The 26,087-nt window shown below is 71.0% G+C and carries 22 protein-coding genes and 1 pseudogene; 10 read left to right on the top strand and 13 right to left on the bottom strand.

Features of this window, described 5'->3' with window-relative positions; translation table 11 throughout:
- Positions 1-11: 11 nt before the first annotated feature.
- Genes ACZ4Z5_RS25475 through ACZ4Z5_RS25485 form a run of 3 tightly spaced genes read right to left on the bottom strand, consistent with a single transcriptional unit; the run spans position 12 to position 4,624 of the window.
- Complete coding sequence (locus ACZ4Z5_RS25475) at positions 12-962, bottom strand: HAD family hydrolase (protein ID WP_468266570.1); 951 nt, start codon at positions 960-962, stop codon at positions 12-14.
- Positions 959-3,454: a phosphoribosyltransferase gene (locus tag ACZ4Z5_RS25480; protein WP_468266572.1), complete on the bottom strand. Its 2,496-nt coding sequence runs from the start codon at positions 3,452-3,454 to the stop codon at positions 959-961. Before ACZ4Z5_RS25480 ends, ACZ4Z5_RS25475 begins: the two co-directional genes overlap by 4 nt.
- A 6-nt stretch (positions 3,455-3,460) precedes the next feature.
- Positions 3,461-4,624 carry an HpcH/HpaI aldolase/citrate lyase family protein gene (locus ACZ4Z5_RS25485; RefSeq protein WP_468266574.1) on the bottom strand — a complete coding sequence of 388 codons (1,164 nt, stop codon included), beginning with the start codon at positions 4,622-4,624 and terminating at the stop codon, positions 3,461-3,463.
- A 194-nt stretch (positions 4,625-4,818) separates the two neighbouring features.
- Here ACZ4Z5_RS25485 and ACZ4Z5_RS25490 point away from each other — a divergent pair, with 194 nt between their 5' ends.
- Entirely contained in the window at positions 4,819-5,724 is a 906-nt protein-coding gene (locus ACZ4Z5_RS25490; protein ID WP_468266576.1) for a TerD family protein, read from the top strand.
- Positions 5,725-5,849: 125 nt separating this feature from the next.
- Here ACZ4Z5_RS25490 and ACZ4Z5_RS25495 read toward each other — a convergent pair whose 3' ends face one another.
- The 6 genes from ACZ4Z5_RS25495 to ACZ4Z5_RS25520 all read right to left on the bottom strand — a co-directional run bounded on the left by ACZ4Z5_RS25495 (position 5,850) and on the right by ACZ4Z5_RS25520 (position 10,387).
- Complete coding sequence (locus ACZ4Z5_RS25495; RefSeq protein ID WP_468266578.1) at positions 5,850-6,584, bottom strand: TerD family protein; 735 nt, start codon at positions 6,582-6,584, stop codon at positions 5,850-5,852.
- Positions 6,585-6,783: 199 nt separating this feature from the next.
- Complete coding sequence (locus ACZ4Z5_RS25500) at positions 6,784-7,911, bottom strand: DUF475 domain-containing protein (RefSeq protein ID WP_468266580.1); 1,128 nt, start codon at positions 7,909-7,911, stop codon at positions 6,784-6,786.
- A 72-nt stretch (positions 7,912-7,983) separates the two neighbouring features.
- Positions 7,984-8,559, bottom strand: coding sequence for a TerD family protein (locus tag ACZ4Z5_RS25505; RefSeq protein ID WP_468266582.1), 576 nt, complete (start codon positions 8,557-8,559; stop codon positions 7,984-7,986).
- A 91-nt stretch (positions 8,560-8,650) separates the two neighbouring features.
- Entirely contained in the window at positions 8,651-9,226 is a 576-nt protein-coding gene (locus tag ACZ4Z5_RS25510) for a TerD family protein (RefSeq protein ID WP_468266584.1), read from the bottom strand.
- A gap of 144 nt (positions 9,227-9,370) precedes the next feature.
- On the bottom strand, positions 9,371-9,829 hold the full coding sequence (locus tag ACZ4Z5_RS25515; protein ID WP_468266586.1) for a peroxiredoxin: 459 nt from the start codon (positions 9,827-9,829) through the stop codon (positions 9,371-9,373).
- 120 nt (positions 9,830-9,949) lie between these two features.
- On the bottom strand, positions 9,950-10,387 hold the full coding sequence (locus ACZ4Z5_RS25520) for a DUF3052 domain-containing protein (protein WP_468266588.1): 438 nt from the start codon (positions 10,385-10,387) through the stop codon (positions 9,950-9,952).
- A 456-nt stretch (positions 10,388-10,843) separates the two neighbouring features.
- On the opposite strand from ACZ4Z5_RS25520, the gene aceE reads away from it, so the two are divergent.
- Positions 10,844-13,591 (top strand): pyruvate dehydrogenase (acetyl-transferring), homodimeric type, encoded by a 2,748-nt coding sequence (gene aceE, locus ACZ4Z5_RS25525; RefSeq protein WP_468266590.1) that lies wholly within the window; start codon positions 10,844-10,846, stop codon positions 13,589-13,591.
- A 119-nt stretch (positions 13,592-13,710) separates the two neighbouring features.
- Entirely contained in the window at positions 13,711-14,544 is an 834-nt protein-coding gene (locus tag ACZ4Z5_RS25530; RefSeq protein WP_468266592.1) for a potassium channel family protein, read from the top strand.
- Positions 14,545-14,607: 63 nt separating this feature from the next.
- Here the strand turns inward: ACZ4Z5_RS25530 and ACZ4Z5_RS25535 are convergent, their stop codons facing one another.
- Entirely contained in the window at positions 14,608-15,057 is a 450-nt protein-coding gene (locus ACZ4Z5_RS25535; RefSeq protein WP_468266594.1) for a peptidase inhibitor family I36 protein, read from the bottom strand.
- Positions 15,058-15,304: 247 nt separating this feature from the next.
- A complete protein-coding gene (locus ACZ4Z5_RS25540; RefSeq protein WP_468266596.1) occupies positions 15,305-16,909 on the bottom strand; it encodes an MFS transporter in 1,605 nt (534 codons plus the stop codon).
- Positions 16,910-17,066: 157 nt separating this feature from the next.
- Here ACZ4Z5_RS25540 and ACZ4Z5_RS25545 point away from each other — a divergent pair, with 157 nt between their 5' ends.
- From ACZ4Z5_RS25545 to ACZ4Z5_RS25560, 4 genes and pseudogenes are all read left to right on the top strand, one after another.
- Positions 17,067-17,732, top strand: coding sequence for a TetR family transcriptional regulator (locus tag ACZ4Z5_RS25545; RefSeq protein WP_468266598.1), 666 nt, complete (start codon positions 17,067-17,069; stop codon positions 17,730-17,732).
- 176 nt (positions 17,733-17,908) lie between these two features.
- The gene (locus ACZ4Z5_RS25550) at positions 17,909-19,120 is read left to right on the top strand and encodes an alpha/beta hydrolase (RefSeq protein ID WP_468266600.1); all 1,212 of its coding nucleotides are present in this window, start codon (positions 17,909-17,911) and stop codon (positions 19,118-19,120) included.
- Between the two features lie 74 nt (positions 19,121-19,194).
- On the top strand, positions 19,195-20,049 hold the full coding sequence (locus ACZ4Z5_RS25555) for a DUF4429 domain-containing protein (protein WP_468266602.1): 855 nt from the start codon (positions 19,195-19,197) through the stop codon (positions 20,047-20,049).
- Between the two features lie 495 nt (positions 20,050-20,544).
- A pseudogene (locus tag ACZ4Z5_RS25560) lies at positions 20,545-20,643 on the top strand (DNA-binding response regulator); the annotation flags it as partial.
- Positions 20,644-21,363: 720 nt separating this feature from the next.
- Here ACZ4Z5_RS25560 and ACZ4Z5_RS25565 read toward each other — a convergent pair.
- The gene (locus ACZ4Z5_RS25565; RefSeq protein WP_468266604.1) at positions 21,364-22,377 is read right to left on the bottom strand and encodes an aldo/keto reductase; all 1,014 of its coding nucleotides are present in this window, start codon (positions 22,375-22,377) and stop codon (positions 21,364-21,366) included.
- Positions 22,374-22,814 carry a MerR family transcriptional regulator gene (locus ACZ4Z5_RS25570; protein WP_468266606.1) on the bottom strand — a complete coding sequence of 147 codons (441 nt, stop codon included), beginning with the start codon at positions 22,812-22,814 and terminating at the stop codon, positions 22,374-22,376. The genes ACZ4Z5_RS25565 and ACZ4Z5_RS25570 overlap by 4 nt, the downstream gene beginning before the upstream one ends.
- A 242-nt stretch (positions 22,815-23,056) precedes the next feature.
- Here ACZ4Z5_RS25570 and ACZ4Z5_RS25575 point away from each other — a divergent pair, with 242 nt between their 5' ends.
- From ACZ4Z5_RS25575 to ACZ4Z5_RS25585, 3 genes are read left to right on the top strand one after another with little or no spacing between them, the layout of a single operon-like run.
- A complete protein-coding gene (locus ACZ4Z5_RS25575) occupies positions 23,057-24,865 on the top strand; it encodes a midas domain-containing protein (RefSeq protein WP_468266608.1) in 1,809 nt (602 codons plus the stop codon).
- A gap of 9 nt (positions 24,866-24,874) precedes the next feature.
- Entirely contained in the window at positions 24,875-25,186 is a 312-nt protein-coding gene (locus ACZ4Z5_RS25580) for a hypothetical protein (protein ID WP_468266610.1), read from the top strand.
- Positions 25,187-25,233: 47 nt separating this feature from the next.
- Entirely contained in the window at positions 25,234-26,064 is an 831-nt protein-coding gene (locus ACZ4Z5_RS25585) for a serine hydrolase domain-containing protein (RefSeq protein WP_468266612.1), read from the top strand.
- Positions 26,065-26,087: the final 23 nt, after the last annotated feature.

Consider the following 26,087-nt stretch of genomic DNA (forward strand, 5'->3'; position numbering starts at 1 on the left):
CCGGCCCTGGTCTAGGAGTCCGTACGGACACCACCCGAGGAGTCCGTCCGAACACCGCCGGGGGAGTCCGTGCGAACACCGCCGGAGGAATCCGTACGGACACCGCCCGGGAAGCCCGTCCGGGCCGGGATGACGGAGTCGTTCAAGGAGCCGTTGAACGCCTCCGTGAAGGAGCCGAGCCGGCGGAGGATCTCCTCCCCCGCGGCGGCCCCGCGCTCGGTGAGCGGGGTGAGGTGCGGGGCGGTCCAGTCGACGTCGGCGAGCTCGCCGTGTCCGGGTCGCCACGCACGGTCGGCGGCGAGCAGCAGGTCGGCGTCGAGGAGCGAGTCCCCGGCGGCGAGGGTGAGGGTGGCTCCGGTGCGGCGGGCGACCTCGTGCATGGCTGCGCTCTTGGTGAGCGGCTTCGGGACGGCGTAGATCTTGCGGCCCTGGAGCGAGACGGTCCAGCCCCGTTCCCCGGCCCAGACGGCCAGTTCCTCGGTCCACTCGGCGGGCAGCCGGTCACGTTCCACGACGAGGTAGGTGAAGAGGTTCTCGGCGATGCGGTGCTTGCGCAGCCAGGCCGGGTCGGCGGTGGCGGCGAGGCGGAAGTGGACCTCCTCCAGGGGCGCGCATTCGTCGGCGAGCCGGATGGTGACGCTGCGGTGCCATTCCTGGTCGGAGGCGCCGTCGACGAGGATGTGGCCGCCGTTGGCGCAGATCGCGTAGCGGGGGGTGGGGCCGGGCAGGGAGATCCGCTGGTACTGCTTGCGGGTGCGGGTGGTGGTCGGTACGAACACGGTGTCCGCGGCGAGCCCGGCGAGCAGCCGGGCCGCGGTCTCGGTCATGAACGAGAGCGGTTTGCCCTCGTGGACCTCGACGCAGAGCAGCCGGGGTGCCTGGGCGTCGGGGACGCCGAGCTGGAGGGCGGCCGAGGAGTAGATGAGGGTCCGGTCCAGGTCGCTGGCGACGAGCACGCTCACTTGACGGTCACCGCCTTGCCGTCGACGCCGGTCGCGCCCCGGGTGTACCGGGGGTGGATGAGGCCGACGCAGCTGTAGGGGAGGCCGTCGACCTCCTCGACGGGTACGCCTCGCTGGGCGGCGAGCAGTCTGACGTGGTCGAGGTCGGCGCCGGCGTCGCGCTGGGCGAGGATCTTCCAGGGGACGCGGCGCAGCAGGACGCGGGTCGTCTCGCCGACGCCGGGCTTGACGAGGTTGACGTCGTGGATGCCGTACTCCTCGCTGATCCGTTCGACGGCGGCCCAGCCTGCCCAGGTGGGGGTGCGGTCGGCGCCGCGGAGTTCCTTGGCGGCCTGGTCGACATCGGCGGCGACCTCGTCGAAGCGGGCGGCGACGGTTTCCAGGAACATGCCGGAGACGTCGGCGCCGGCGAGTTCGCGGTAGTGCTTGGCGCCGTGGAAGTCGCCCGGCCCGATGAGGTCGGCGCGGAGCACCGTGCGGGATATCAGGCCGGAGACGGTGGAGTTGAGGCAGGCGGAGGGGATGAGGAAGTCCTCGCGGGTGCCGTAGGTGCGGACGCAGGAGCCGGGGTCGGCGAGTACCGCTATCTCCGGGTCGAAGCCCTCGAACTCGCCGAGCGCAGCGGCCAGTTCGCGGGTGATGGCGCCCTTGCCCGTCCAGCCGTCGACGAAGACGACGTCGGCGGGGTCGTGGTGTGTGGCGAGCCAGCGCAGTGCGTTGGGGTCGATGCCGCGGCCGCGGACGATGGACACGGCGTAGTGGGGCAGGTCGAGGCCGTGGCGGGCGGCCGCCCAGCGGCGCATCAGCACACCGACGGGGGTGCCGGCGCGGGCCAGGGACACGAGGACGGGGCGCTGGGACCGCTCGGCGAGCACGGTTTCGGTGACCGTGCCGACGGCGCGGGCGATCCGGGCGGCCGAGGTGTCGAGGGCGGCCCGGAAGAGGTCCTGGTACTCGTCGGAGGGCTGGTACTCGACGGGCAGCGACTCGGCGTAGTGGGCGCCGCCGTTCTGGATGGCTTCCTCGCGTTCCTCGGTGGGTGCCTCCAGGACGGCGTCGGAGAGGTCCTTGAGGAGCCAGCCGACGTCCTCGGGGGCGTAGGAGGAGAAGTCCGGACCGCGCAGGGGCTCGGGCAGCGGGGGCATCGTGGTGGGTTCCTGCCGTTGGGGTGTGTGCGGGGCGCGGGAGGCCGCGGCCTGCGGGGTACGGGGGGTGTACGTGGGCACGACGGCGAGCACCACACGGGGTATGTGCGCGGCGAGCTGGGCGAGGAGCCCGCCGGGGACGTGGAGTTCCGGGGTGTCGGCGGCCGAGTCGACGACGGCGACGACGGCGTCGAACCCGCCGCCCGCGACGTTGTAGGCGTAGCGCTCGCCGGGTCCGTCGGCGGGGTCGTCGTGGGCGGGGAAGGCGATCCGGGTGCGTATCGCGTATCCGGGGTCGTCGACGGCGAGGACGGGCGAGCGGGTGGTGGTCGAGTAGCGCACCTCGGCACCGCCGCCGGTGCGCTGGAGCCTGCTCTGGAGCGCGACGGCGAGGCGCAGCGGCGCGTACATCAGCTCCTCGAAACCGAGTACGAGCACCTTGGCGGAGTCGTGGAGCGTGCCGTCGAGTCCGCCCGCGATGCGGTCCGCCATGGCGGGGAGCGCGCCGTGCAGTGCCGCGCGGTGAGCCGGTGTGAATCCGTGGCGTCCGCCGTCCGGTACGTCCCGCGGCCAGCCGAGGTCTACGCGGACCACGTCGGCGGCGGGCGCGGCCGCGACGGTGGTGGCCGGGGCGGACGTCTCGTGTTCGGCGACCAGCCGCATGCCCGCCTCGAGGACGTCCTCGGGGAGTCTCACCGTGCCCGAGGCGGTGGCGACCAGGTCGACCTTGGCACCGATGTCCCGGGCGAACCCGTCGAACCGCTCCCGGTCCTCCGGCGAGCGCATGTCGACCAGGGCGACGATCACGTAGCGGTCGCGGGGGTGGCGCCCGTGGAGGTCGCGGATCGTGTTGAGGACGGTGTTGCCGGTGGAGAACTCGTCGTCGACGAGCACCAGCGGGCCGTCGCGGGAGAGCAGCCGGGGGTCCTCGGGCAGCAGCAGGTGCGAGGTGGCGTGGGAGTGGGACTCCTCGAAGCCTCCGGCGGCCGCCACTCCGTCGACGGGCCGCCGGGTGGAGTGCAGATAGGGGGCGAGGCCCAGGCCGTCGGCCACGGAGTGGCCGAGGCCGGTCGCGGTCTCGGCGTACCCGAGGACGACGGCGCGCCGGGCGTCCGCGTCGCCGAGCAGTTCACGGACGCGGGAACCGAGTTCGTACCCGGTGTTCCACACGGTGGCGGGGCTCTGCGGCACGTGCTTGCCCAGCACGTTGGACACCAGGAGGTGTGCCCGCTTGGGATTGCGGCGCAGAGCCAGTCCCAGGAGTTCGCCCAGCTTCTCGTCCCCGAGGATCCGGACTCCCAGCCGCTCTGCGACCCATGTTCCCGACCACACCACGTCGTTCGTCACCCTTCGTCAGCCGTTCAGTCCGGCGGCGAGCAGATCCACGAAGCCGACGTCCTCGCGGGCGACGCCGAAGACCTCGGCGCGCAGCAGGGTCCGTTCCGCCCAGGCGCGGTGCGGCTTCACCTCGTTCATCTTGTTCGTGTACGCGGAGCGCATGACCCCTCCCCCGGTGCGTTCGGGGCGGAGGATGTCCTGGGCATCGCTGAACTCCTCGTGGCTGACCACGGACAGTGCGTGGACGGGCAGGACGTGCGTGGGGTGGATGCAGGTCTTGCCGAGGAGGCCGTTGGCACGGTCCAGCTCGATCTCCCGGAGCAGCCCGTCCATGTCGTGCTCGATCAGGGTGTCACGCAATTCCTCCGCGCTCCCCTCGAGGAAGGGGCTGCGGCGCAGCAGCGGCTTGAACATCCGCTCCTTGGCCTGGAAGTACTCCCACACGGGGCCGGTGATCGTGAACCCGGTGCCGTTGGCGCGGCCCAGCATGTTGACCACGTCGGCGATGACCTGGGCGACGATCTGGACGTCGTAGGCGGTCATGTCGGGCGAGCGGCGCAGTCCGTAGGCGGAGCAGAAGTCGGTGACGCCGAGGCGCAGGGCGAGGATGCGGTCCCGGTACTGCTCGATGGTGCCGGAGATGCCGCCGAGGGTCTCGACACGGGTCTCGAGGTGGAGCAGCTCGGGCGATTCCAGGACGGGCATGGCGTAGAGCGGACGGTCACCGTCCGTGTCGGTTGCGGTGAGGGCCTCGAGGTAGGGGATGCCGGTCTTCGCCGTGAACTTCGGGAGTACGAATCCGGACAGCAGCCGCCGGGCGGGGCCGAGGCGGCGGACCAGGTCGGGGATCTGCTCGGGTTCGCGGACCCGGATGAACAGCAGGGGGAGGTCGGCACCGCGGGCGTCGAGTTCGGTCAGCTGCTGGACGAGGTTGCGCTCGGCCTCCCCGACCTCGGCGTCGCTGATGGCGTCCTCCAGGCACAGCACCATGGAGACCACCCCGCGCGCGGCCTGCTTGACCATGTCGTCGGCGAGCTGCGGCCGGGTGGCGGGGCTGTACAGCGTGGCACCGAGCGCCACGGAGAGCAGTCGGCGCGGGGAATCGGCGGTGAACTCGCACGGCTCCTGAAGGAACAGGTCCTGACGTACGGAGGGTGCGATATACCCGAAATGACGCATATGTTTCCCCCGTGGTGCCCATGAGGCCGGATGTCAGATGGCCGGTAATAGTACGTACAAACGCGAGTCAACAGTTCCCATGGTTGATGAAATTCAGGTAACTCGCCCACTTCGACCACATGTCTTTCGGTATAGCGGCGCTGCGCGGCATGTTCCAGCCCCCGCGTTGTCGTGCCCCCGGCAGGGAAGGCAGGATGACGGGCATGACGCACGCGATGCTGAAGGGCTCCAACGTCCCGCTCGACGCGCCGGCGGTACGGGCCGTACTGCGTTGGACCCCGGGCACCGGTGTTCCCGACGTGGACGCCTCCGCCCTGCTGCTGGGCGCGGACGGCCGTGTGCGTGACGACGACGACTTCGTGTTCTACAACCAGCCGCGGCACCCGTCCGGGCTGGTGCGCCGGCTGCCGAAGAAGCGGACCGCCGAGGGCCTGACGGACACCGTCGAGGCGGATCTGGCCGCGCTGGCGGCGTCGGTGGACCGTGTGGTGATCGCGGCGTCCTCCGACGGCGGAACGTTCCGGTCGGTACCGGACCTGCGGATCATGGTGTTCGACGCGGCCGGCGGGGACACCCCGCTGGCGACGTTCGAGGTGACCGCGGAGACCGGCGAGGAGACCGCGGTCATCTGCGGCGAGCTGTACCGGCGCGGGGACGGGTGGAAGTTCCGCGCGGTGGGCCAGGGGTATCCGACCGGGCTGGTCGGCCTGGCGACGGACTACGGCATCTCCGTGGACGAGGACTCAGCGGCGGACGACTCGGGGCGGTCCGCCGGCACGGGGCCCTCCGGTGCGGGGTCCTCGGGAACGTCCGGTACGGGCGCCGCGGCCGCCCCTGTGGTACCGCCGCGCCCCCCAGTGGAGCCGGTGGCCCCGACGGTCGCCCATCCGCGGCCGCACCCCGCGCCTCCCGTGCCCTCCTACGGCTACCCGCAGCCCTCGTCGCCCGAGCCGGGCTACGGGTATCCGCAGCCGTCCTCCGGGCCGACGGGCCCCGACGGCCCGGGCTACGGCTATCCGCAGCCCGCGGCAGCCGCTGCACCCGCCCCCGATCCCGGCTTCCGGCTGCCCCCGATGGGGCCGCAGTTCCTGCGGGGCTAGGGACTCGGCGACGGCCGCTTCACCGCCGGTCGGCGGGCCGGCGGACCTGGTCGTGACGGCATCCGCCTTGGGAGTGTCCGGCCACGGGGTGCCCGGCTATGGGGTGCCCGACGGATCGGACGCCCCTAGACCTTGGACTTGTAGCCCCGCCCCCACTGCAGGCCCCACCCGTAGAGCCGGTCGAGCTCGGCCTGGAAGCCGTACACGAACTTCACCTCGCGGCGGACCACCATCTCGCCCTTGACGTTCTCCAGGGAGACGACCGCGCAGGAGCGGGCCTGCGGGGCGCGCTCGTCGAGTGCGATCTCGATGCGGGGGCCGTTGCTCGGGTACAGGGTCACCAGGGCGTGGGTGCGGTCGAAGGCCGGCGTGCTGTCGTAGATGTACACATAGACCAGCAGCCGCTTGATCGCGTCGCGGTGGTCGAGGTTGACGTACAGGTCCTCGCCCGACCCCGAGCCGAAGCGGTCGTCGCCGGTGACCTTCACATAGGGCGGCGCGTTGAGGCTGCCGAGGAGCTTGCCCAGGGGCTGGACCGCCCCCTTGGTGCCGTCCGCCAGCTCGTACAGACAGCCGATGTCCAGGTCCACGTTGACCACGACGCCGGTGTGCGCCTGGACCGGCTCGGGCTGGAACAGCCTCAGCGGGTGCCGCAGCATGCCGCTCCCGCGCGAGCGGCCGCCGATGTCGGAGGTGCGCATCCGCCAGGAGAGGTTCACGCGGAGGTTGCCGGTGTCGGCGCCCTGCTTCGCCAGCGAGACCACCGGGCGGCGTCTGGTCAGCTCGATCGCGTTCGACGCGGCGCTGCCCGAGTCGAACTGCGCTGCCCTCCCGCCGCGCAGGTTGTCCCAGAAGGCCATGTCCCCACCCCCATGTTTCTCGCGTCCCCGCGAACGACTGCGGGGCGGCCTGAGGCCCGCTGCCTCGTGGCCGCCCCGCACAGAGCGTTCCCTCTTCCCCTGCCGGGTCACACCCCGGGTTCTCCCCGTGGTCGCACCCCCGCAGGGCTGCCCGTCCCCCCTCGGGGAGACGGACGGATCACCGGGCTCCCCCGGCCGGTCAGACCTTCTCGAGCTCGGTCTTCTCCTCGCCGTCCTCGGCCTCCAGGGCACGGTTGCGGCGGACGGAGGACCAGAAGGACCAGCCGATCAGGACCACGCCGACGAGACCGGTGATGATCTCGTTGATCTCGTGCTGGATGGTGATCAGCAGGATCACGGCGAGCGCGCCGATCGCGTAGTGGGCGCCGTGCTCCAGGTAGACGTAGTCGTCGAGCGTGCCCTGGCGGACCAGGTAGACGGTCAGCGAACGGACGTACATGGCGCCGATACCGAGGCCCAGCGCCATCCAGAAGATGTGGTTGGTGATGGCGAAGGCGCCGATGACGCCGTCGAAGGAGAAGGACGCGTCCAGCACCTCGAGGTAGAGGAACAGGAAGAAGGCCGCCTTGCCGGCAAGACCGACCGCGGAGACCTGCTTGCCCTCCTTCTTGGCCTTCTCCTCCTCCTCGTGCTCGCGCTCCTCTTCCTCCTCGAGCCTGTCCTCGAAGTAGCCGGACAGGCCGCCCACGACGAGGTACGTGATGAGGCCGGCGACGCCGGAGAGCAGCACTGTGGCGGACTTGTCCTGGACGCCGGTGCTGGTGTGGGCGTGGGTGGCGAAGGTCATCGCGGTGATCAGCAGGACGATCAGCGCGATGCAGACCGACAGCATGTCGATCTTGCCCATCTTGGCGAGCGGGCGCTCCAGCCATCCGAGCCACTTGATCTCCCGCTCCTCGAAGATGAAGTCCAGGAAGATCATCAGCAGGAACATGCCGCCGAAGGCCGCGATGGCGGCGTGCGCGTCGGTGACCAGGTGCTCGTACCGGGTGGGGTTGTTCATGGCCAGCTGGACCGCTTCGATCGGCCCGACCTTGGCGCTGATCGCGACGATGACGACGGGGAAGACCAGCCGCATGCCGAAGACAGCGATGAGGATGCCGACGGTGAGGAAGATCTTCTGCCAGAAGGCATTCATCTTCTTCAGGATGCCGGCGTTGACCACCGCATTGTCGAAGGACAGCGAGATCTCGAGGATCGACAGGATCAGTACGACCCCGAACGCCTCCCACCCCCACTGCCACGCGGCGAAAGCGAGGCCGAGCGCCGTGATGGCGAACGACCAGCCGAAGGTTCTCAGAAGCACTGGCTACCCAATCGTTGGCGGTCCCCCCGGGCGGAACCTGGGAGGAGGATTCCCCCGCGCCCGCACCCGGCTTTACGAAACGTTGACCCCGAAGTCTAGAGCGATGCCCCGCAGGCCGGACGCGTACCCCTGACCCACGGCTCGGAACTTCCATTCGCCGTTGTAGCGGTACAGCTCGCCGAAGATCATCGCCGTTTCGGTGGAGGCGTCCTCGCTCAGGTCGTAGCGCGCGAGTTCCTGGCCGTCGGCCTGGTTCACCACGCGGATGAAGGCATTGCTGACCTGGCCGAACGTCTGGCCGCGATTGTCGGCGTCATGGATGGAGACCGGGAAGACGATCTTGTCGCAGTGCTGCGGGACCTGGGAGAGGTCGACGATCAGGGACTCGTCGTCGCCTTCGCCCTCACCCGTCAGATTGTCGCCGGTGTGCTCGACGGATCCCTCCGGGCTGCGGAGGTTGTTGTAGAAGACGAACCAGTCGTCCCCGAGGACCCTGCCGTTCTGGCACAGCAGCGCGCTGGCGTCGAGGTCGAAGGGTGCACCGGTGGTGGACCGCGCGTCCCAGCCGAGCCCGACCATCACCTGGGTGAGGTTCGGTGCGGCCTTGGACAGGGAGACATTTCCTCCCTTGGCGAGCGTGACGCCCATGTTCGTGTTCCTCCCCTGGGTGTGGCACAAAGGTGAGCGCGTCCGGCGCCGCACATCCGTGCGGCGCCGGACGGGGTGGTGCTTCTCCGGCTCAGACGTTGACGCCGAAGTCCTGCGCGATGCCGCGCAGGCCCGAGGCGTAGCCCTGGCCGATGGCGCGGAACTTCCACTCCTCGCCGTGGCGGTACAGCTCGCCGAAGACCATCGCCGTCTCGGTGGAGGCGTCCTCGCTCAGGTCGTAGCGGGCCAGCTCCTCGTTGTTGGCCTGGTTCACGACGCGGATGAACGCGTTGCGGACCTGGCCGAAGGACTGCTGGCGCGTCTCGGCGTCGTAGATCGAGACGGGGAAGACGATCTTGGTGACGTCGGCCGGCACCCCCGCCAGGTTCACCTTGATCTGCTCGTCGTCGCCCTCGCCCTCACCGGTGAGGTTGTCACCGGTGTGCTCGACGGAGCCGTCCGGGCTCTTGAGGTTGTTGAAGAAGACGAAGTTGGCGTCGCTGGCCACCTTGCCCTCGGCGTTCGTCAGCAGTGCGCTGGCGTCGAGGTCGAAGTCCGTACCGGTGGTCGTACGCACGTCCCAGCCCAGGCCGACGGTGACCGCGGTCAGGTTGGGGGCGGCCTTGGTCAGCGAGACGTTGCCGCCCTTGCTGAGGCTGACTCCCACGAGTCCTCCCATTGGTGTCTGAGGGGCAGCGCCCCCGTAGTGCATTGGCATTCGGATCAACGTGTGGATCCTAGTGACCGGTTCCCGGCCCACGTGCGGTTTCCGGCGGACACCCCCGCTCTCGGCGGCGGTTCACCCGCGGGTTCAGAGGGTCTCGAGCGCCTTGACGTAGTCGTTCAGATCACGCGCGTCGGGCAGGGCGTTGACGACGGTCCAGCGCACCACGCCCTCCTTGTCGATGACGAAGGTGCCGCGCACCGCGCAGCCCTTCTCCTCGTCGAGGACGCCGTACGCCCGCGAGGTCTCGCCGTGCGGCCAGAAGTCGGAGAGCAGCGGGTACTCCAGGCCCTCCTGCTCGCCGAAGACCCGCAGGGTGTGGATGGAGTCGTTGGACACGGCGAGCAGCTGGGTGTCGTCGTTGACGAACTTCGGCAGCTCGTCCCGCAGGGCGCACAGCTCGCCGGTGCACACACCGGTGAAGGCGAAGGGGTAGAAAAGGAGCACCACGTTCTTCTCGCCTCGGAAGTCCGAGAGCCGCACGGTACGGCCGTGGTTGTCCTTCAGCTCGAAGTCCGGGGCCTTGGTGCCGACCTCGATCGCCATGGATACACATTCCCTTCGGAGTGCTTTCGGTCTGTCCGGGTGACTCAGCCTACGCACAGGGCCCCCGCCGACGGACGTCGGCGGGGGCCCTGCGGCGGATCCCGGGTGCTCCGGTGCGGCTCAGCGCTTGGACTTGGCCGCCTTCGGGGTGACGAGCCGGCTGCCGGTCCAGTCCTTGCCCGCGTTGATGCTCTTGGTCTGCGAGAGGCCCGCGGTCTGGGCCGCCTCGTTGATGTCGCTCGGCTCGACGTATCCGTCGCGGCCGGTCTTGGGGGTCATCAGCCAGACCGTGCCGCCGTCGTCGACCAGACCGATGGCGTCCACCAGCGCGTCCGTAAGGTCGCCGTCCTCGTCGCGGAACCACAGCAGGACAACGTCGGCCACGTCGTCGTAGTCCTCGTCGACGACCTCCTGGCCGGTCACGGTCTCAATGGCCTCGCGGAGCTCCTGCTCGACGTCATCGTCGTAGCCGATCTCCTGGACCACCTGTCCGGGCTCGAACCCCAGCCGTGCGGCCGGGTTGGTCCGCTCCTCCGCGTGGTCCGCGGTCGCGCTCACGGCTTGCCTCCTGATCATGTTTCGGTAAGTGCTTCGGCCCGCGCGTGCGCGCGGGGCATGGGGCGTAGTCCACACGGGCGGGACGAATCGCGCAAGTACCCGGCCGCCGAACCCGCCCTTTGGTGGGCGTGTCCCGGGTGCGGCTCACCGGCCGGCCGGCGGTGACGGCAGCCGTGAGACGACCCGCTTCCTTCCATTTAGCCATGGATGTACCCATCCGTTACTCGGGTAGGCCATTCGGGGTCGTACGCCCGTCCGGAAGGGGCGTGCGGCCGTTCGGAACGGGCGATCGGGATGGGCGTAAGGTTGCGATTTGGCCGAAGTCTCCACGTACCAGTGGTTACCAATCGGTAGAGATGACGTTTGCGTCCCCGCGGTACACGATGGAGGCGCGTACAGCTCAAGAGATGACCCGACCGCGTGCACAGGCACGATCCTGACTAGCGAAGGAACAGCGTGGCTTCCGGATCCGATCGCAACCCGATCATCATTGGCGGCCTTCCGAGCCAGGTCCCGGATTTCGATCCGGAGGAGACCCGGGAATGGCTCGACTCGCTCGACGCCGCCGTGGACGAGCGGGGCCGGGAACGGGCCCGCTATCTGATGCTCCGCCTGATCGAGCGCGCCCGCGAGAAGCGTGTGGCCGTGCCCGAGATGCGCAGCACGGACTACGTCAACACCATCGCGACCAAGGACGAGCCCTTCTTCCCCGGCAACGAGGACATCGAGCGCCGGATCCTCAACGCCACCCGCTGGAACGCGGCCGTGATGGTCTCCCGGGCCCAGCGCCCCGGCATCGGGGTCGGCGGGCACATCGCCACGTTCGCCTCCTCCGCCTCCCTCTACGACGTGGGCTTCAACCACTTCTTCCGGGGCAAGGACGAGGGCGACGGCGGCGACCAGATCTTCTTCCAGGGGCACGCCTCGCCCGGTATCTACGCCCGTGCCTTCCTGCTGGACCGGCTGTCCGAGCGGCACCTCGACGCGTTCCGCCAGGAGAAGTCGAAGGCGCCGTACGGGCTGTCCAGCTACCCGCACCCGCGGCTGATGCCGGACTTCTGGGAGTTCCCGACCGTGTCGATGGGCCTCGGCCCGATCGGCGCGATCTACCAGGCCCGGATGAACCGCTACATGGAGGCGCGTGGCATCGCCGACACCTCCAAGTCGCACGTGTGGGCGTTCCTCGGCGACGGCGAGATGGACGAGCCCGAGTCCCTCGGCCAGCTGTCGATCGCGGCGCGCGAGGGCCTGGACAACCTGACCTTCGTGGTGAACTGCAACCTGCAGCGCCTCGACGGCCCGGTCCGTGGCAACGGCAAGATCATGCAGGAGCTGGAGTCGATCTTCCGCGGCGCCGGCTGGAACGTGATCAAGCTGATCTGGGACCGCACCTGGGACCCGCTGCTGGCGCAGGACCGGGACGGCGTCCTGGTCAACAAGCTGAACACCACGCCCGACGGCCAGTTCCAGACGTACGCCACCGAGACCGGCGCGTACATCCGCGAGCACTTCTTCGGTGACGACCACCGGCTGCGCCAGATGGTCGAGAACATGACCGACCACCAGATCCTGATGCTGGGCCGCGGCGGCCACGACCACCGGAAGATCTACGCGGCCTACGCCGCGGCCCGCGCCCACAAGGGCCAGCCGACGGTGATCCTGGCCCAGACCGTCAAGGGCTGGACCCTCGGCCCGAACTTCGAGGGCCGCAACGCGACGCACCAGATGAAGAAGCTGACGGTCGACGACCTCAAGGGCTTCCGCGACCGGCTGCACCTGCCGATCACCGACCAGCAGCTGGAGAGCGGCCCGCCGCCGTACTACCACCCCGGACGGGACTCCGAGGAGATCCAGTACATGCACGACCGCCGCAAGGCGCTGGGCGGGTACGTCCCGACCCGTGTCGTGCGGTCGAAGCCGCTCGCCCTGCCGGGCGACACCACGTACGCGGCCGTGAAGAAGGGCTCCGGTCAGCAGCCCATCGCCACCACCATGGCGTTCGTCCGGCTGCTGAAGGACCTCATGCGGGACAAGGAGATCGGCCGGCGCTTCGTCCTGATCGCCCCGGACGAGTACCGCACCTTCGGCATGGACTCGTTCTTCCCGAGCGCGAAGATCTACAACCCGCTGGGCCAGCAGTACGAGTCGGTCGACCGGGAGCTGCTGCTCGCCTACAAGGAGTCGCCGACCGGCCAGATGCTGCACGACGGCATCTCCGAGGCGGGCTGCACGGCCTCGCTGATCGCCGCGGGTTCGGCGTACGCCACGCACGGCGAGCCGCTGATCCCGGTGTACGTCTTCTACTCGATGTTCGGCTTCCAGCGGACCGGTGACCAGTTCTGGCAGATGGCCGACCAGCTGTCCCGGGGCTTCGTCCTCGGCGCGACGGCCGGCCGGACCACCCTCACCGGGGAGGGCCTCCAGCACGCCGACGGCCACTCCCAGCTGCTCGCCTCCACCAACCCGGGCTGCATCGCCTACGACCCGGCGTACGGCTTCGAGATCGCGCACATCGTCCAGGACGGTCTGCGCCGGATGTACGGCGAGACGCCGGGCCACCCGCACGGCGAGGACGTCTTCTACTACCTGACCGTCTACAACGAGCCGATGCTGCACCCGGCCGAGCCGGACGACGTGGACGTCGAGGGCATCCTCAAGGGCATCCACCGCATCAAGGCGGGCGACCGGGGCGCCGTCCCCGCCCAGATCATGGCGTCCGGTGTGGCCGTGCCGTGGGCCCTGGAGGCGCAGCGGATCCTCGCCGAGGAGTGGAACGTCAAGGCGGACGTCTGGTCGGCGACCTCCTGGAACGAGCTGCGTCGCGAGGCCGTCGCCGTGGAGCAGCACAACCTCCTGCACCCCGAGGAGGAGCAGCGCGTCCCCTACGTGACGCAGAAGCTCTCCGGCGCGGAAGGCCCGTTCGTGGCGGTCTCGGACTGGATGCGCAGCGTCCCGGACCAGATCGCGCGCTGGGTGCCCGGCCCGTACACCTCGCTGGGTGCGGACGGTTTCGGCTTCGCGGACACCCGCGGCGCCGCCCGTCGTTACTTCCACATCGACGCCCAGTCGATCGTGCTGGGGGTGCTGACCGAGCTGGCCAAGCAGGGCAGGATCGACCGCTCGGCGCTGAAGACCGCGGTGGACCGCTACCAGTTGCTGGACGTGGCGGCCGCGGATCCGGGTGCCGCGGGCGGCGACGCGTAGCACGGGCTGTTCGAGGAGGGCGGTGGGCCGTCGGGCCCGCCGCCCTTCGCCGTACCCCCGCCCTTCGCCGTACCCCCGCCCTTCGCCGTGCCGCGGCCACGACTCCTTAACATGCCCGCATGAAGGAACAGACGGCCCAGGTCCGGTGGGAGCAGCGCACCCAGGGGGTGCTGATGGCGCTCGCGCTGGCATTCGGCGTGGCGTACGGGGTGCCGATCATGGCCCCCGACGCGACGCCGTGGGTCCATCAGGCCTGTCTGTACGTCGAGTGGGTGGTGTGGGGCGCGTTCGCGGTCGACTACCTGGTGCGGCTGTCACTCGCCCCCGCGAAGTGGCTGTTCGTGCGCAAGCACCCGCTGGATCTGCTCGCGGTGCTGCTGCCGCTGGTGCAGCCGCTGCGACTGCTCCGGGTGGTGGCCACGCTGCTCCTGGTGGGACGGCGGGCCCGGATGGCTCCGCAGATCACGCTCACCACGTATGTGGCCGGTGCGGTGGTCGGGCTGATGATGTTCGGTTCGCTGGCGGTGCTCGCCGTGGAGCGGGACGCGCCCGACGGGAACATCAAGACGCTGGGCGACGCCGTCTGGTGGTCGTTCACGACGATGACGACGGTCGGCTACGGCGACCACGCGCCGACGACCGGGCTCGGCAGGGTCCTCGCGGTGGGGCTCATGCTGTCCGGTATCGCGCTGCTCGGTGTGGTGACCGCGAACATCGCGGCATGGTTCATCGCGCGCTTCGAGCGCGACGACGCGGAGGAACGACGTCAGACGGAGCTCCTGGAATCGCTCACCCGTGAGGTCAGGGCGCTGCGGACGCAGGTCGCCGTGCTCTCGGGCGAGTCCGTCACCACCACCGTCGCGGCCATCGCAGCTGCACCGCGGGACGCCGTCCCCCACCAGGCTGCCGCTCCGGCCGCCGGCCACTGCGACTGCGGGCGTCCGGCCGTGTGACACGCCGCTCCGAACGGCCCTTCGGCCCGCGCTCGGGCCGCGGTGCCGACACCCGCCCCCGCCTCAGCGCTCCCAGAGTCTGAAGGCCCGGATGCGGTAGGGCGACCGCGGCAGCCAGACCCCGTCGCCCGGGTACGTCTGGAACTCGCCCGTCTCGGCGCACTCGGCGGACTGGAAGGTGGTCACCGGCCGACCGGTCCGGTTGGCCAGCGCGAACGCGCCCGCGTCGCCCGCGTCGCCCGCGTCGCCCGCCAGGACGATGCAGCTGTCGATGTCGGTGCCGGCCAGTTCATGGACCTGTCGCGCGCCCTTGAAGTCGGCCTTCTCCCACAGGCAGAGCTCGCCCGGCGCGCAGGCTCCCAGCCGTACGGGCCCCGCCGCCCCGGCCCCGGTCGCCGCTCCCGGCGCGGATCTTCCCTTCTCCGCCGCCTCCGCGGGTGTCGCGGTCCACGGCAGCAGGGCGGTGAGGAGCGCGGCCGTCAGGACGGCGGCGGTACGCAGGGTCGCAGGCATGTGGATCGGTCCCCGTTTGCTGTGCTGTCGTACGGATCGGTCTCCCGCACGATGACCAGCGCCGCGGACCGGGCGGAAGACCACGGGGGCGGATCCACCCGGATAGGGGACGGCCCCGCCGTCCGGCGGGGCCGTCTGTGGTGCGTCGGGTTGACGCGGGCGTGGCGCGGGGCCGCTCCCCAGCCGGGGAGCGGCCCCGGCCCGGGAGCGCAGCCCCGGACCAGGAGCGCGTCCGCGGGCCGGGCCCTCAGATGTGGCCACCGCCCATGCCCGCCCCGGCGTTCTCACCGCGCTTGGTGAACATGGCGACCAGGGCCGCGAGCACCGCGACGACACCCGCGACGGTGAAGGCCAGCCCCATGCCGGACACGAAGGTGTCATGGATGACGCCGCCGATCCGCTGGAAGACCTCCGGAGTCATCCCGGGCGCCTTCGCCAGCTCCGGCGGCACGGCACCGAACTCGGCGGCCTGCTCCAGGCGCGGGTCGGGCGGTACGGGGATGCCCGCGTCCTTCCAGTTGGCGGCGAAGTCGGAGCCGACCTTGCCGGACATGACCGCGCCCAGGACGGCCGTGCCGAGGCTGCCGCCCACCTGCATGGCGGCCTGCTGGAGTCCGCCGGCCACGCCGGACAGCTCCAGCGGGGCGTTGCCGACGATGACCTCCGTGGCGCCGACCATGACGGGGGCGAGGCCGAGGCCGAGCATGGCGAACCAGACGGACATGGTCACGGTGCCGGTGTCCGGGGTGAGCCGGGACATGCCGAACATGGCGACCGCGGTCAGCACCATGCCGCCGACGAGCGGCACGCGCGGCCCGAACCGGGTGATCAGGGCGCCCGCGACCGGCGAGGAGACGATCATCATCGCGGTGAGCGGCAGCAGGTGCATACCGCTGTCGACGGGGCTCATTCCGTGCACGCCCTGGAGGTAGAACGTCACGAAGAAGAGTCCGCCCATGAAGGCGAAGGCCATGAGGACCATCAGCACGGTGCCGGCGGACAGCGGCACCGAGCGGAACATGCCGAGCGGGACGAGCGGTTCCTTCGCCTTGGTCTGCCAGAGGGCGAAGAGCGTGAAGCAGAGCGCGGCGGCACCGAGGAACGCCCAGGTGCTGACGCTGTCCCAGCCCCAGGACTCGCCGGCCTTGATGATCGCCCAGATGAGGAAGAACATCGCGGCGGAGAGCAGCACGATGCCGAGGAGATCGAAGGACCGCGGCGCGTTCTCGGCACGGTGGTCCTTGAGGATCAGCAGGCCGACGGCGAGCGCCAGCGCGCCGACCGGGACGTTGATGAAGAAGACGGACTGCCAGCTGACGTGCTCGACCAGCAGGCCTCCGACGATCGGGCCGCCGGCGGTGGACGCGCCGATGACCATGCCCCAGATGCCGATGGCCATGTTCAGCTTCTCGGCCGGGAAGGTGGCCCGGAGCAGACCGAGGGCCGCGGGCATCAGCAGGGCGCCGAAGAGGCCCTGGAGCACCCGGAAGGCGATGACGAGGGCGATGCTGCCGGACAGTCCGATGGCACCGGAGGCGGCGGCGAAGCCGGTCACGCCGATGAGGAAGGTCTGGCGGTGGCCGAAGCGGTCGCCGAGCTTTCCGGCGGTGATCAGGGCGACGGCGAGCGCCAGCAGATAGCCGTTGGTGATCCACTGCACGTCGGAGAGCGAGGCCCCGAGGTCCTTCTGGATCGCCGGGTTCGCGATCGCGACGATCGTGCCGTCGAGCGCGACCATCATGACGCCGACGGCCACGGCGATCAGGGTCAGCCAGGGGTGGCCGCGGAGTCCCTTGGCGGGAGCGGGAGCGATGTCCTGCGGCGCCTTGGCGATGGTGGTCTGACTAGTCATATCGCGGAGGCTAATGTCAGCCGCTGACAGTTGACAAACGAATTCATTGGCCGGTGACTGTCACTTCCCTCACAGCTAGGCTGATCAGCAGGAACAGCGCCGGACGAGCTGCAGGGACAGCGCCGGACGGGGCACGGAGAGGCGGGACGAACGAACGGTGACGGTGGAACAGCAGGCGGCGACGAACCCCCCGGCAGGTCTGCGGGAGCGCAAGAAGCAGCGCACGCGGGACGCACTGCTGCGGGTGGGACTGGAGCTGTTCACGACACGGGGGTACGAGGAGACCACCGTCGACGAGATCGCCTCCGCCGTCGAGGTCTCGCAGCGCACCTTCTTCCGCTACTTCGCGAACAAGGAGGAGGTGGCGTTCGCCGCGCAGGACGTGGTGGAGTCGCACTTCGTCCGGGCGCTGCGGGAACGCCCCGCGGATGAGGGGCCGTTCACCGCGATGCGGCGTGCCGTGGCGGACGCGTGGGACACCCTCGACCCGATCCTGTCGCCGATCGTGCCGGTCGAGCTGTACCTGCGGACGTACCAGGTCATCGAGTCCACGCCGGCCCTGCTCGCGGTGCATCTGCGGCGCTCCACGGAGCTGGAGGAGAACGTCGCCCGGCTGATCGCGGAACGCGAGGGGCTGGACGTCGACACCGACCCCCGGCCCAGGGTGGCCGTGGCCGCGTTCGTCGGTGTGACGAGGGTCGCAGGCCGGCTCTGGGGGCGGGGCCGGGAGGTCAGCATCGAGGCCATCCGGGAACTGACCGAGGAATACCTTGACCATCTGACGCCCGTACTGGCGACCGACTGGCGTCACCCGGATGGCTGACCACGGGCCGGGCGTTTGACCTGGCAGCTCGCACGGAGTCGGCCGCCGCCCGCGCGACGGGGGCGTACTCCCGCTGATCCGGCGCATGTTGGGGGCCCGGAACGCGCCTCTTGTCAAACGTGATACCGGTCACGGTCTTCGCCGTCGGCTCTGCCCGTCTCCTAGGGTGTCCGGCAGTGATTCCCTTCGAACCATCCCCCACGCTGAACTTCTGGCGTGCCCTCCTGGCGCTGGCAGTGGTGTTCGTGATGCTCGCGACCACCGGCTGGACCGCCGTGCACCGCCAGAAGCCGGACGGTCTCTCCCTGGACCGGTCCCTCGCAGCCTGGGCCCGGGGCGAGGCGGCGGGCCGCCGGCTGCCCGACCCCGCGGCGTCCCCCCGGGTGCACGCGCGCTTCTTCGCCTCGCTCGGCGAGCGCCGGCGCGACCGGCTCGCACAGCGCTACCCGTTGGTCGTCGGAAACCTCAACGGAGCACCCCCGGCGCTGCGTTACCGCGCCAACCGCATCGCACTCGGCCTGGCCCGGGCGGTGGAGCAGCAGCGGATGCGCGACACCCGGCTGTCCCCCGACGGACGGGCACAGGCGAGCCTCCGGATGCACCGGTACGCCTCGCTGCTGGAGGGACCGCGTCAGATCCTGGCCTTCGACCCGGCCGGCGGCGGCCGCATCGCCGAGGTCTTCGGGGACCTGGAGCGGGCCCGCCGCGTCTCGGTGATCGTCCCGGGGGTCGACACGGACGTGCTGAGGTTCGAGCGGACCCGGCGGAAATACAGCGCACCGGTGGGCATGGCCGAATCGCTGTACGCGGCCCAGCGCGCCGCGGACGCCGACGGCAGGACGGCCGTCATCGCCTGGGCCGACTACACCTCGCCGACCGGCGTCGGCATGGACGCGGCCATCGGCAAGCGGGCGCGGGAGGGCGCGATCCGGCTGAACGCCCTGACGACGGCCCTGCCGGGCCGGTCCTCGGTGGCCTACTTCTGCCACAGCTACGGCTCGGTGCTGTGCGGGATCGCGGCGCGGTCGCTGCCGTCCCGCGTCACCGACATCGCCGTGGCGGGCAGTCCGGGCATGCGTGCCGAGACCGCCGCCTCGCTGGACACCGCCGCCCGGGTGTGGGCGATGCGGGACAGCGAGGACTGGATCGAGGGCGTTCCGCACATGGCGGTCGGCGGACTGGGACACGGTGCCGATCCGGTGTCCCCCGACTTCGGCGCGCGGGTGCTGTCGGCGACCGGCGCCGCCGGGCACACCGGCTATTTCGAGCCAGGTACGGAAAGTCTGCGGAACTTCGCGGAGATAGGCGTGGGCGCCTACCGCGAGGTGAGCTGCGCCGGCGGCGGAGGCGGCTGCCGGGCCGGAATTTCCGGTCACCAGCACGTCTGACGCGCGTAGAAAGCGGCGAAAGGGGCCCTTACCGGGAGGGGACGCGCGGGCGTGCGCCGCCTACGATGTGGCCCATGGGTGATGTGCTGGCCGGTATTCACGCCGTCTGGGAGTTCGAGACCGACTCTGTGATCATCCGCTACGAACGGGGGATTCGTACGCCCAAGCTTTTTCAGTCACTGCGGGAACGCCGCATCCCGGTCGAGGCGCTGGCGTCCGTCACGCTGTCCCCGGGCAAGCGCGGCACGGTCGTGCTGCACGCCGTGCCCCGTCCCGGTGCCGATCCGCTGACGGAGGCCGCGGCCGGCCAGCTCAAGGAGACCGCCGACCCGTACCGGCTGGTGCTGCCCGCCGACCGCGAGGTACTCGCCGAGTACTACGCCGACGCACTGCGCGCCCTGCTGCCCGCCGACGCGGACACCGCGGCGGAACGGTTCCTGGTGCCGGCGCCCCGCGGCCCGCACCAGTTCAAGGCGTACGACGGCAAGGCGTCCTTCGACGGATCGAAGGTGGCGTTCCGCTGGTTCCGGACCGGGGCGTCCACGGCCAAGTGGAAGGCCGGCGACCAGACCTTCCCGGTCGGTGAGCTGAGCGGTGTCGAGTGGCGTTCGCCCGAGGTGTTCGACGGCCATCTGCGACTGCTCCGGCGGGACGGGGACGGCGGGAGCGCCCAGCCCGACCAGGACCCGGCCGCGGTCGTCTTCGGCCTCGGCTACGGACCCGTACACGAGTCGCTGCCGTTCGCCGCCGCGGTCCTCGAAGCAGTACGGGCCGGCGGATCCGCCGCGCCGGAGCCCGCCCGCACCGCCCGGCCCTCCCCCGGCGACGTCGCCGACCGCATACACCACCTCAGCGAACTGCACCGAGCCGGCCTGGTGACGGACCAGGAGTTCAGCGCGAAGAAGGCGGAGCTGCTCGCCGAGCTGTGACGGCGGGGGTTTTGCGGGGCGTCGCACCGGACGTCGTACGGGACGCCATCAGGCCCGTCGCACCGGCCGTCGCACGGAATGCGATCCGGCCCCGTCGCACGGAACACCATCCGGGCCCTCATACCGGCCGTCACGCGGAAACGCCATCAGGCCCCTCGTATGGGCCCTCATACCGGGGTATCACCCCGCCCCGGGACCGGAACCCGGGTATGACGCGGCACCCGGGCGGATCCGCCTACGCTGGGCGGCGCCATGACCACCACACCCCCCGGCCGTGAACCCTCCGGCCCGCCGAGCCGCCCCGCCGGCCTTCAGGGCCCCCGTTCCGCCGGGCCGCGAGTCCGGCGGCTCCCCCCGGAACTCGACGCCCCGCTCCGGGCGCTGCGCCGGGCACCGCGCTCGCTCCTCGGCGCGCTGATCAGCGCGCAGCCGCCCCGGCCGCTCCTCGCCGACGCCCCGAAGCGCTGGCAGCGCGTCCTCCCGTACGTGGTCGCCCTCGGACGGGTCCTGGCCAAGCTGGACCTGCGCGACCGCGCCCAGGCCGTGGTGTTCGCCTACGAGTCGGGCCTGGTGGCTCCCGGCGACCGGAGATGACGTCACGCTGCTCCCGGTAGCGGAAGCCGGCGGAGGCGGAACCAAGCTCGCCGCACATCGCCTCGGGACCACCGGAAGGCGTCGTTCGGCGCGTTCGCCCACGCGCTCGATCTGCGCGTCCCCGTCGGCGGGTTCGGGCCGCGCGGCCCGTGGTACCGGGACACCCCGCTGCATTGGCTCGGCCATGCGCCGATCGCGTCGGACCGGCTGCTCACCACCGCCGTCGTCGCGGACGTGACGGGCTCGCTCAACCGCGACCGACCTGCGGGGCCTGTCCCTTCGCACACGGCACCGGGGATACCCCGGTAGCACCCCCGGGTTGGCTCCGCGGGGTGATGCCACGCCACGCACCCCCTTCCTACCCGCGGCCGGGGACGGTGCCGGCCGCGCTCCCATGACCACCCCTGAACGCACCCGTCCCAGCGGGCACCGCCCGCACCACAGGCAGGCCCGCACCGCCCGCAGGCCCGCACCGCCCGCTCCGGAAGCGCACCCGCTGCCCGGCCGACCCCCGCGGTGTCCTCGCTCCCCTCACCACGCAGCGCGCCCGCAGTCGACGGCGATCCGTCACCGCCCGTGTCGCCGCCTCACACCGACCACAAGGCACCGACCACAACGCCCCGGCCGCCCCGGGGCCCGTCCCCGACCCGCCCGTCGGCACCGCTCCGCACGGGCCGCCCCCCGCGCGGCCCGTACGCCCGTCCCGCCGACCCGCGGCGGCTACTCCCGCGACGCCGACGTGAACGCCATGTCCGGGTAGCGGTCGCCCGCCACCCGCCCGGCGATGGGTTCCAGCAGGTCCAGTTCCGCGGCGTCGAGCACGAGCCCGGTGGCTGCCGCGTTCTCCAGGAGCCTGGAACGCCTGCGCGTCCCCGGGATCGGCACCACGGCGAGTCCGTGGACCCGCGCCCGCTGCTGTACCCAGGCGAGGGCGATCTGCGCGGGGGTGACGCCCCGTGCCCGTGCGAGCGCCCGTACGGGCTCCAGCAGCGCCGTGTTCGTCCGCGCGTTGTCCCCGCTGAAGCGCGGCTGGTCCCGGCGGAAGTCCCCGTCCGGCAGGTCCGCCCCCGCGTCCGTGAACGCCCCCGTCAGGAAGCCCCGTCCGAGCGGTGAGTACGGCACGAACGCGACGCCCAGTCCGGCGGCCGCCGGGACCACCGTGCGTTCGACGTCCCGGCTGAACAGGGACCATTCCGACTGCACCGCGGCGATGGGGTGCACCGCATACGCCTCGCGGAGTTCGGCTCCGGTGACCTCGCTCAGGCCGAGGTGCCGGACCTTGCCCTCCGCGACGAGTCCGGCCATCGCCCCGACCGACTCGGCGAGCGGGACGGCCGGGTCGCGGCGGTGCATGTAGTACAGGTCGATCGTCTCGACGCCGAGACGCCTCAGCGACCCCTCGACGGCCTCGCGGACGTACCCCCGGTCGTTGCGTATGCCCCGGTGGTACGGATCGCCGGTACGGACGATCCCGAACTTCGTGGCGAGCGTGATCTCGTCGCGGTGGGCCTTCACGAACGGTGCGAGGAACTCCTCGTTGGCGCCCCGCCCGTACATGTCCGCGGTGTCGACGAGCGTGACGCCCGCTTCGAGGGCCGCCTCCAGGGTGTCCCGGGCCGTGGCCTCGTCGGTGTCCCCGTAGAACTCGCTGATGCCCATCGCACCGAAGCCCTGGACGCCGACGCGCGGGCCGCCGGTGCCCAGTTCCACGGTGCCGATCCTCCGGTCGCTCATGTCTTCCCCGCCTCCCCGTATGTGTCGATCTTGTAGTCGAGCACGGCGACCGTGTCCTGGAGTTCCGTGATACGGGCGAGGACGTCGCGCCGGGTGCGCTCCAGCAGCTCGCGGCGCTCCGCGAAGGTGTGCTCGCCCTCCCGCACGAGCTCGGCGTAGCGGACCATGTCCGCGACCGGCATCCCGGTCAGCCGCAGCTTCCCCACGAGGTCCAGCCAGTCCAGGTCGCGGTTGGTGAAGCGCCGCTGCCCGGTGTGGGAACGGTCGATGTGCGGCATCAGCCCGATGCGTTCGTACCAGCGCAGCGTGTGGGCGCTGAGCCCCGTCCAGGCCGCGACCTCGCTGATCGTGTAGCGGTCCCGGCCGTCCGGGCGCGGGTGCGTGCCGGGCCCGTCCTCGCAGGTCCTGGCCACCGGTGTGCGTTCGGTCACCGTCATGGCGTCAACGCTAGGACCTTGGAGTGCACTCCAGGCAAGGCCGATCCCGACGAGGTGCGGCGCGCACCGACTCCGACGTCCCCTGATACCAGCCCGGTTGCCCTTCGAGATCACCGCTGTTTCGCGGAATTCCCTTTCCCCGAAGGGTAGTTTCGGATTGTCCTGTGGTCCGCGCTGCGGCATCCCGGAGAGCGGGAACCGCTGTTCCGTCAGGACGGGGACTTGCCGTAGGGGGACGCTGGATGAGCGAGCTCGACACCGGCGGGGACATCGCTGCGGAGATCCCTTCGCCGCTGGAGACACCCGAGGTGCCCGGCACCGACGACTCCGGCGAGCCCGACGAACCGGCGCAGGAGACGGAACTCGGCGACCAGGCAGGGAACCTGGAGCCCGGGGACTCGGCGGACTCCTCCGATGACGGGCCGGATGTTCCCGAAGGGCCCGAAGAGCACGCCGATTTCACCGATGAGGCAGAGGCCGACCGGGAGGACGCCGAACCGCTCGAACCGGCGGAACTCACGGACGCGGACGCCTCCGCACAGGAGGAGGCCGAGAGCGGGACGGGCCTGCCCGATGAGCCGGAGGAACCCGCTGACGGTGTCCGTGAGCAGGAGGCCGAAGCCGAGGGAACCGAGGAGACCGACACATCGGCCGGTACCGAGCGGAACGAGGTACCGGAGGAGCCCCCCGCGGCGACGGACGCGGAGTGGCCCGAGGATACGGCGGACGCGGACGCGCCTGAGGAGCGAGACGGGACCGGTGAGCCGGAGGAGCCGGGCGGAGCAGGCGAGCCGGAGGAGCCGGGCGGAGCAGGCGAGCCGGAGGAGCCGGGCGGGACCGGGGACACGGAGGAGGATCCCGGGACCGGGGACACGGAGGAGACTCCCGAGGTACGGACCGGGCACGAGTCGGCACCGGAGGCGGAGGACGCCGAGGAGGCCAAGGACGCCGAGGAGGCCAAGGACGCCGAGGAGGCCAAGGACGCCGAGGAGCACGCACAGGTCGACGACGGGCCGGAGCTGACGGACGACGCCTCTGACACGGACTCCGAGGACGGGGAGCCCGCAGCCGAAGACAGGGAACCGGGGGCCGAGGACGCCGAGGTGGAGACCGAGGACACCCGGGATTCCGACGAGGACGAGGGCCGCGAGGAGCCGGAAGAGGACACGGACTCCGAGGAGCCCGTGGAAGAACCGGAAGAGGACGAGGACCCCCAGGAACCCGCCGAGGAACCGCAAGAGGACCAGGACCCCCAGGAACCCGCCGGGTCGTCCGACGATGCCCCCGACACCACCGCCGAGGACGACACCGAGGCGGGAGCGAACGAGCTTCCCGGCGAAGAGGCGGACGCCGGGGCGGATGGCGAACCGGATGACCAGGATGCGGCCGACGCGGCCGGTACGACAGACACGCCGGAAGCCGCCCAGGAGGACGAGGAAGAGAACGAGGAATCAGCCCCCGACGAGGGTGCCGGCACCGCCGAGGATTCCGGCGACGCGGACTCCGGGAGCGAGGCGTCCGACTCCGCCGAGATCGCCGCGAAGATCAGTGAGCTCGAGGGCGAGGGCCACGGGCCGCAGCGTCATCTCCACCCGTCCACGGAGGCCCTCAAGGCGCGCAAGGGGGAGCCGGAGACCAAGGACGGCGAGGTGCAGTACAAGACCAACGGCCACGTGCGGTCGACCAACCACGTGAATCCGGAGACCTATCCCGAGCAGGAACCGGGGGATGACCACTTCTGCGGGGACTACGCGACGAAGTTCACGAACGCGGAGGACTATGTGCGCGCGGAGGAATACATGCGCCAGAAATCCCGCGACTCCGGGGACACCAAGGTGGCGGCGACCATCGAGGAGATCTTCGGCCCGGGAGACCACTCGGACAAGTTCGAGGGCTACTACATCGACACCAACGACCCGCGGGCCGAGGACGGTTCGGTGAATTACCTCCCGGTGGACTTCGAAGGCGGAAATATCATTGCGGTCTACAACCCGGGCACCGGTGGCCTGCACACCATGTACGCCGACCCCCGGCAGGGCCGGCACCCCTAGGAGATGCGTGTGGACGCGAAGACCAGGAGCTTCATCGGCAGTGCCTTCGGGCCCGACTACGTGAACGAGCCGGAGGTCCTCAAGAAGGGTCTGCAGCAGAGCCTCGCCAACCCCGGGCCCTACTCGCGGACGTCGGAGATCCAGCGCGACGGATTCGCCGAGGTGATCCGTACCCGCGAGATGTCACTCGCCGACTGGGAGGACATCACGGAGGGTGTGCTGTTCTTCACCAGCGAGCACGACCTGTACGCGTACCTCGCGAGGGCCTACGACTACTTCTTCGGTGACGCCACCGAGCTGCCGGACCGGCCCGGGGCCTGAGCCCGCCCCCCGGTCCTGCGACGTGGCCGACCATCTAGGCTCGGGGCATGGAGAGTCTGCGGATCATCGAATCCTGGCCGGTGCCCACCGCCGCTGCCGCCGTCGTACGCGCGGACGGGTCGGTCGCCGGGGTGCACGGGCCGGCCGGACGGCGTTTCCCGCTGGCCTCCGTCACCAAGCCGCTCGCGGCGTACGCGGTGCTCGTCGCCTACGAGGAGGGTGCGGTCGAGCTCGACGAACCGGCCGGACCCGAGGGGTCCACGGTCCGTCATCTGCTCGCCCACACCAGCGGACTGGCCTTCGACGAGCACCGGGTGACGGCCCCGCCCGGCGAGCGGCGGCTCTACTCGAACGCCGGCTTCGAGGTGCTCGGCGACCACGTCGCCAAGGCGACCGGCATCCCCTTCGCGGAATACCTGCGGCAGGCCGTGCTGGAGCCGCTCGGCATGAGCTCGACGAGCCTGGAGGGGTCGCCCGCCAAGGACGGTGTGTCGACGGTCGACGACCTGGCCCGGTTCGCCGCCGAGGTGCAGGTGCCGCAGCTGCTGCACCCGGTCACGGTCGCCGAGGCGATGTCCGTGGTCCACCCGGGGCTGAAGGGCGTCCTGCCGGGGTACGGACACCAGAACCCGAACGACTGGGGGCTCGGTTTCGAGATCCGCGACGGCAAGTCCCCGCACTGGACGGGTGCCTCGTCCTCGCCGCGCACCTTCGGCCACTTCGGCCAGTCGGGCACGTTCCTCTGGATCGACCCGGACGCCCGGGCGGCGTGCGTGGCACTGACGGACCGGGCCTTCGGGCCCTGGGCGGTCGAGGCATGGCCGCCGTTCACGGACGCGGTCCTGGCGGAGCTGCGCGGCTCCGCGGCGCGGGCGTAGCGCATCGCCTCCCCTGCGTCGGG

Source organism: Streptomyces sp. NPDC030222, assembly GCF_055573115.1.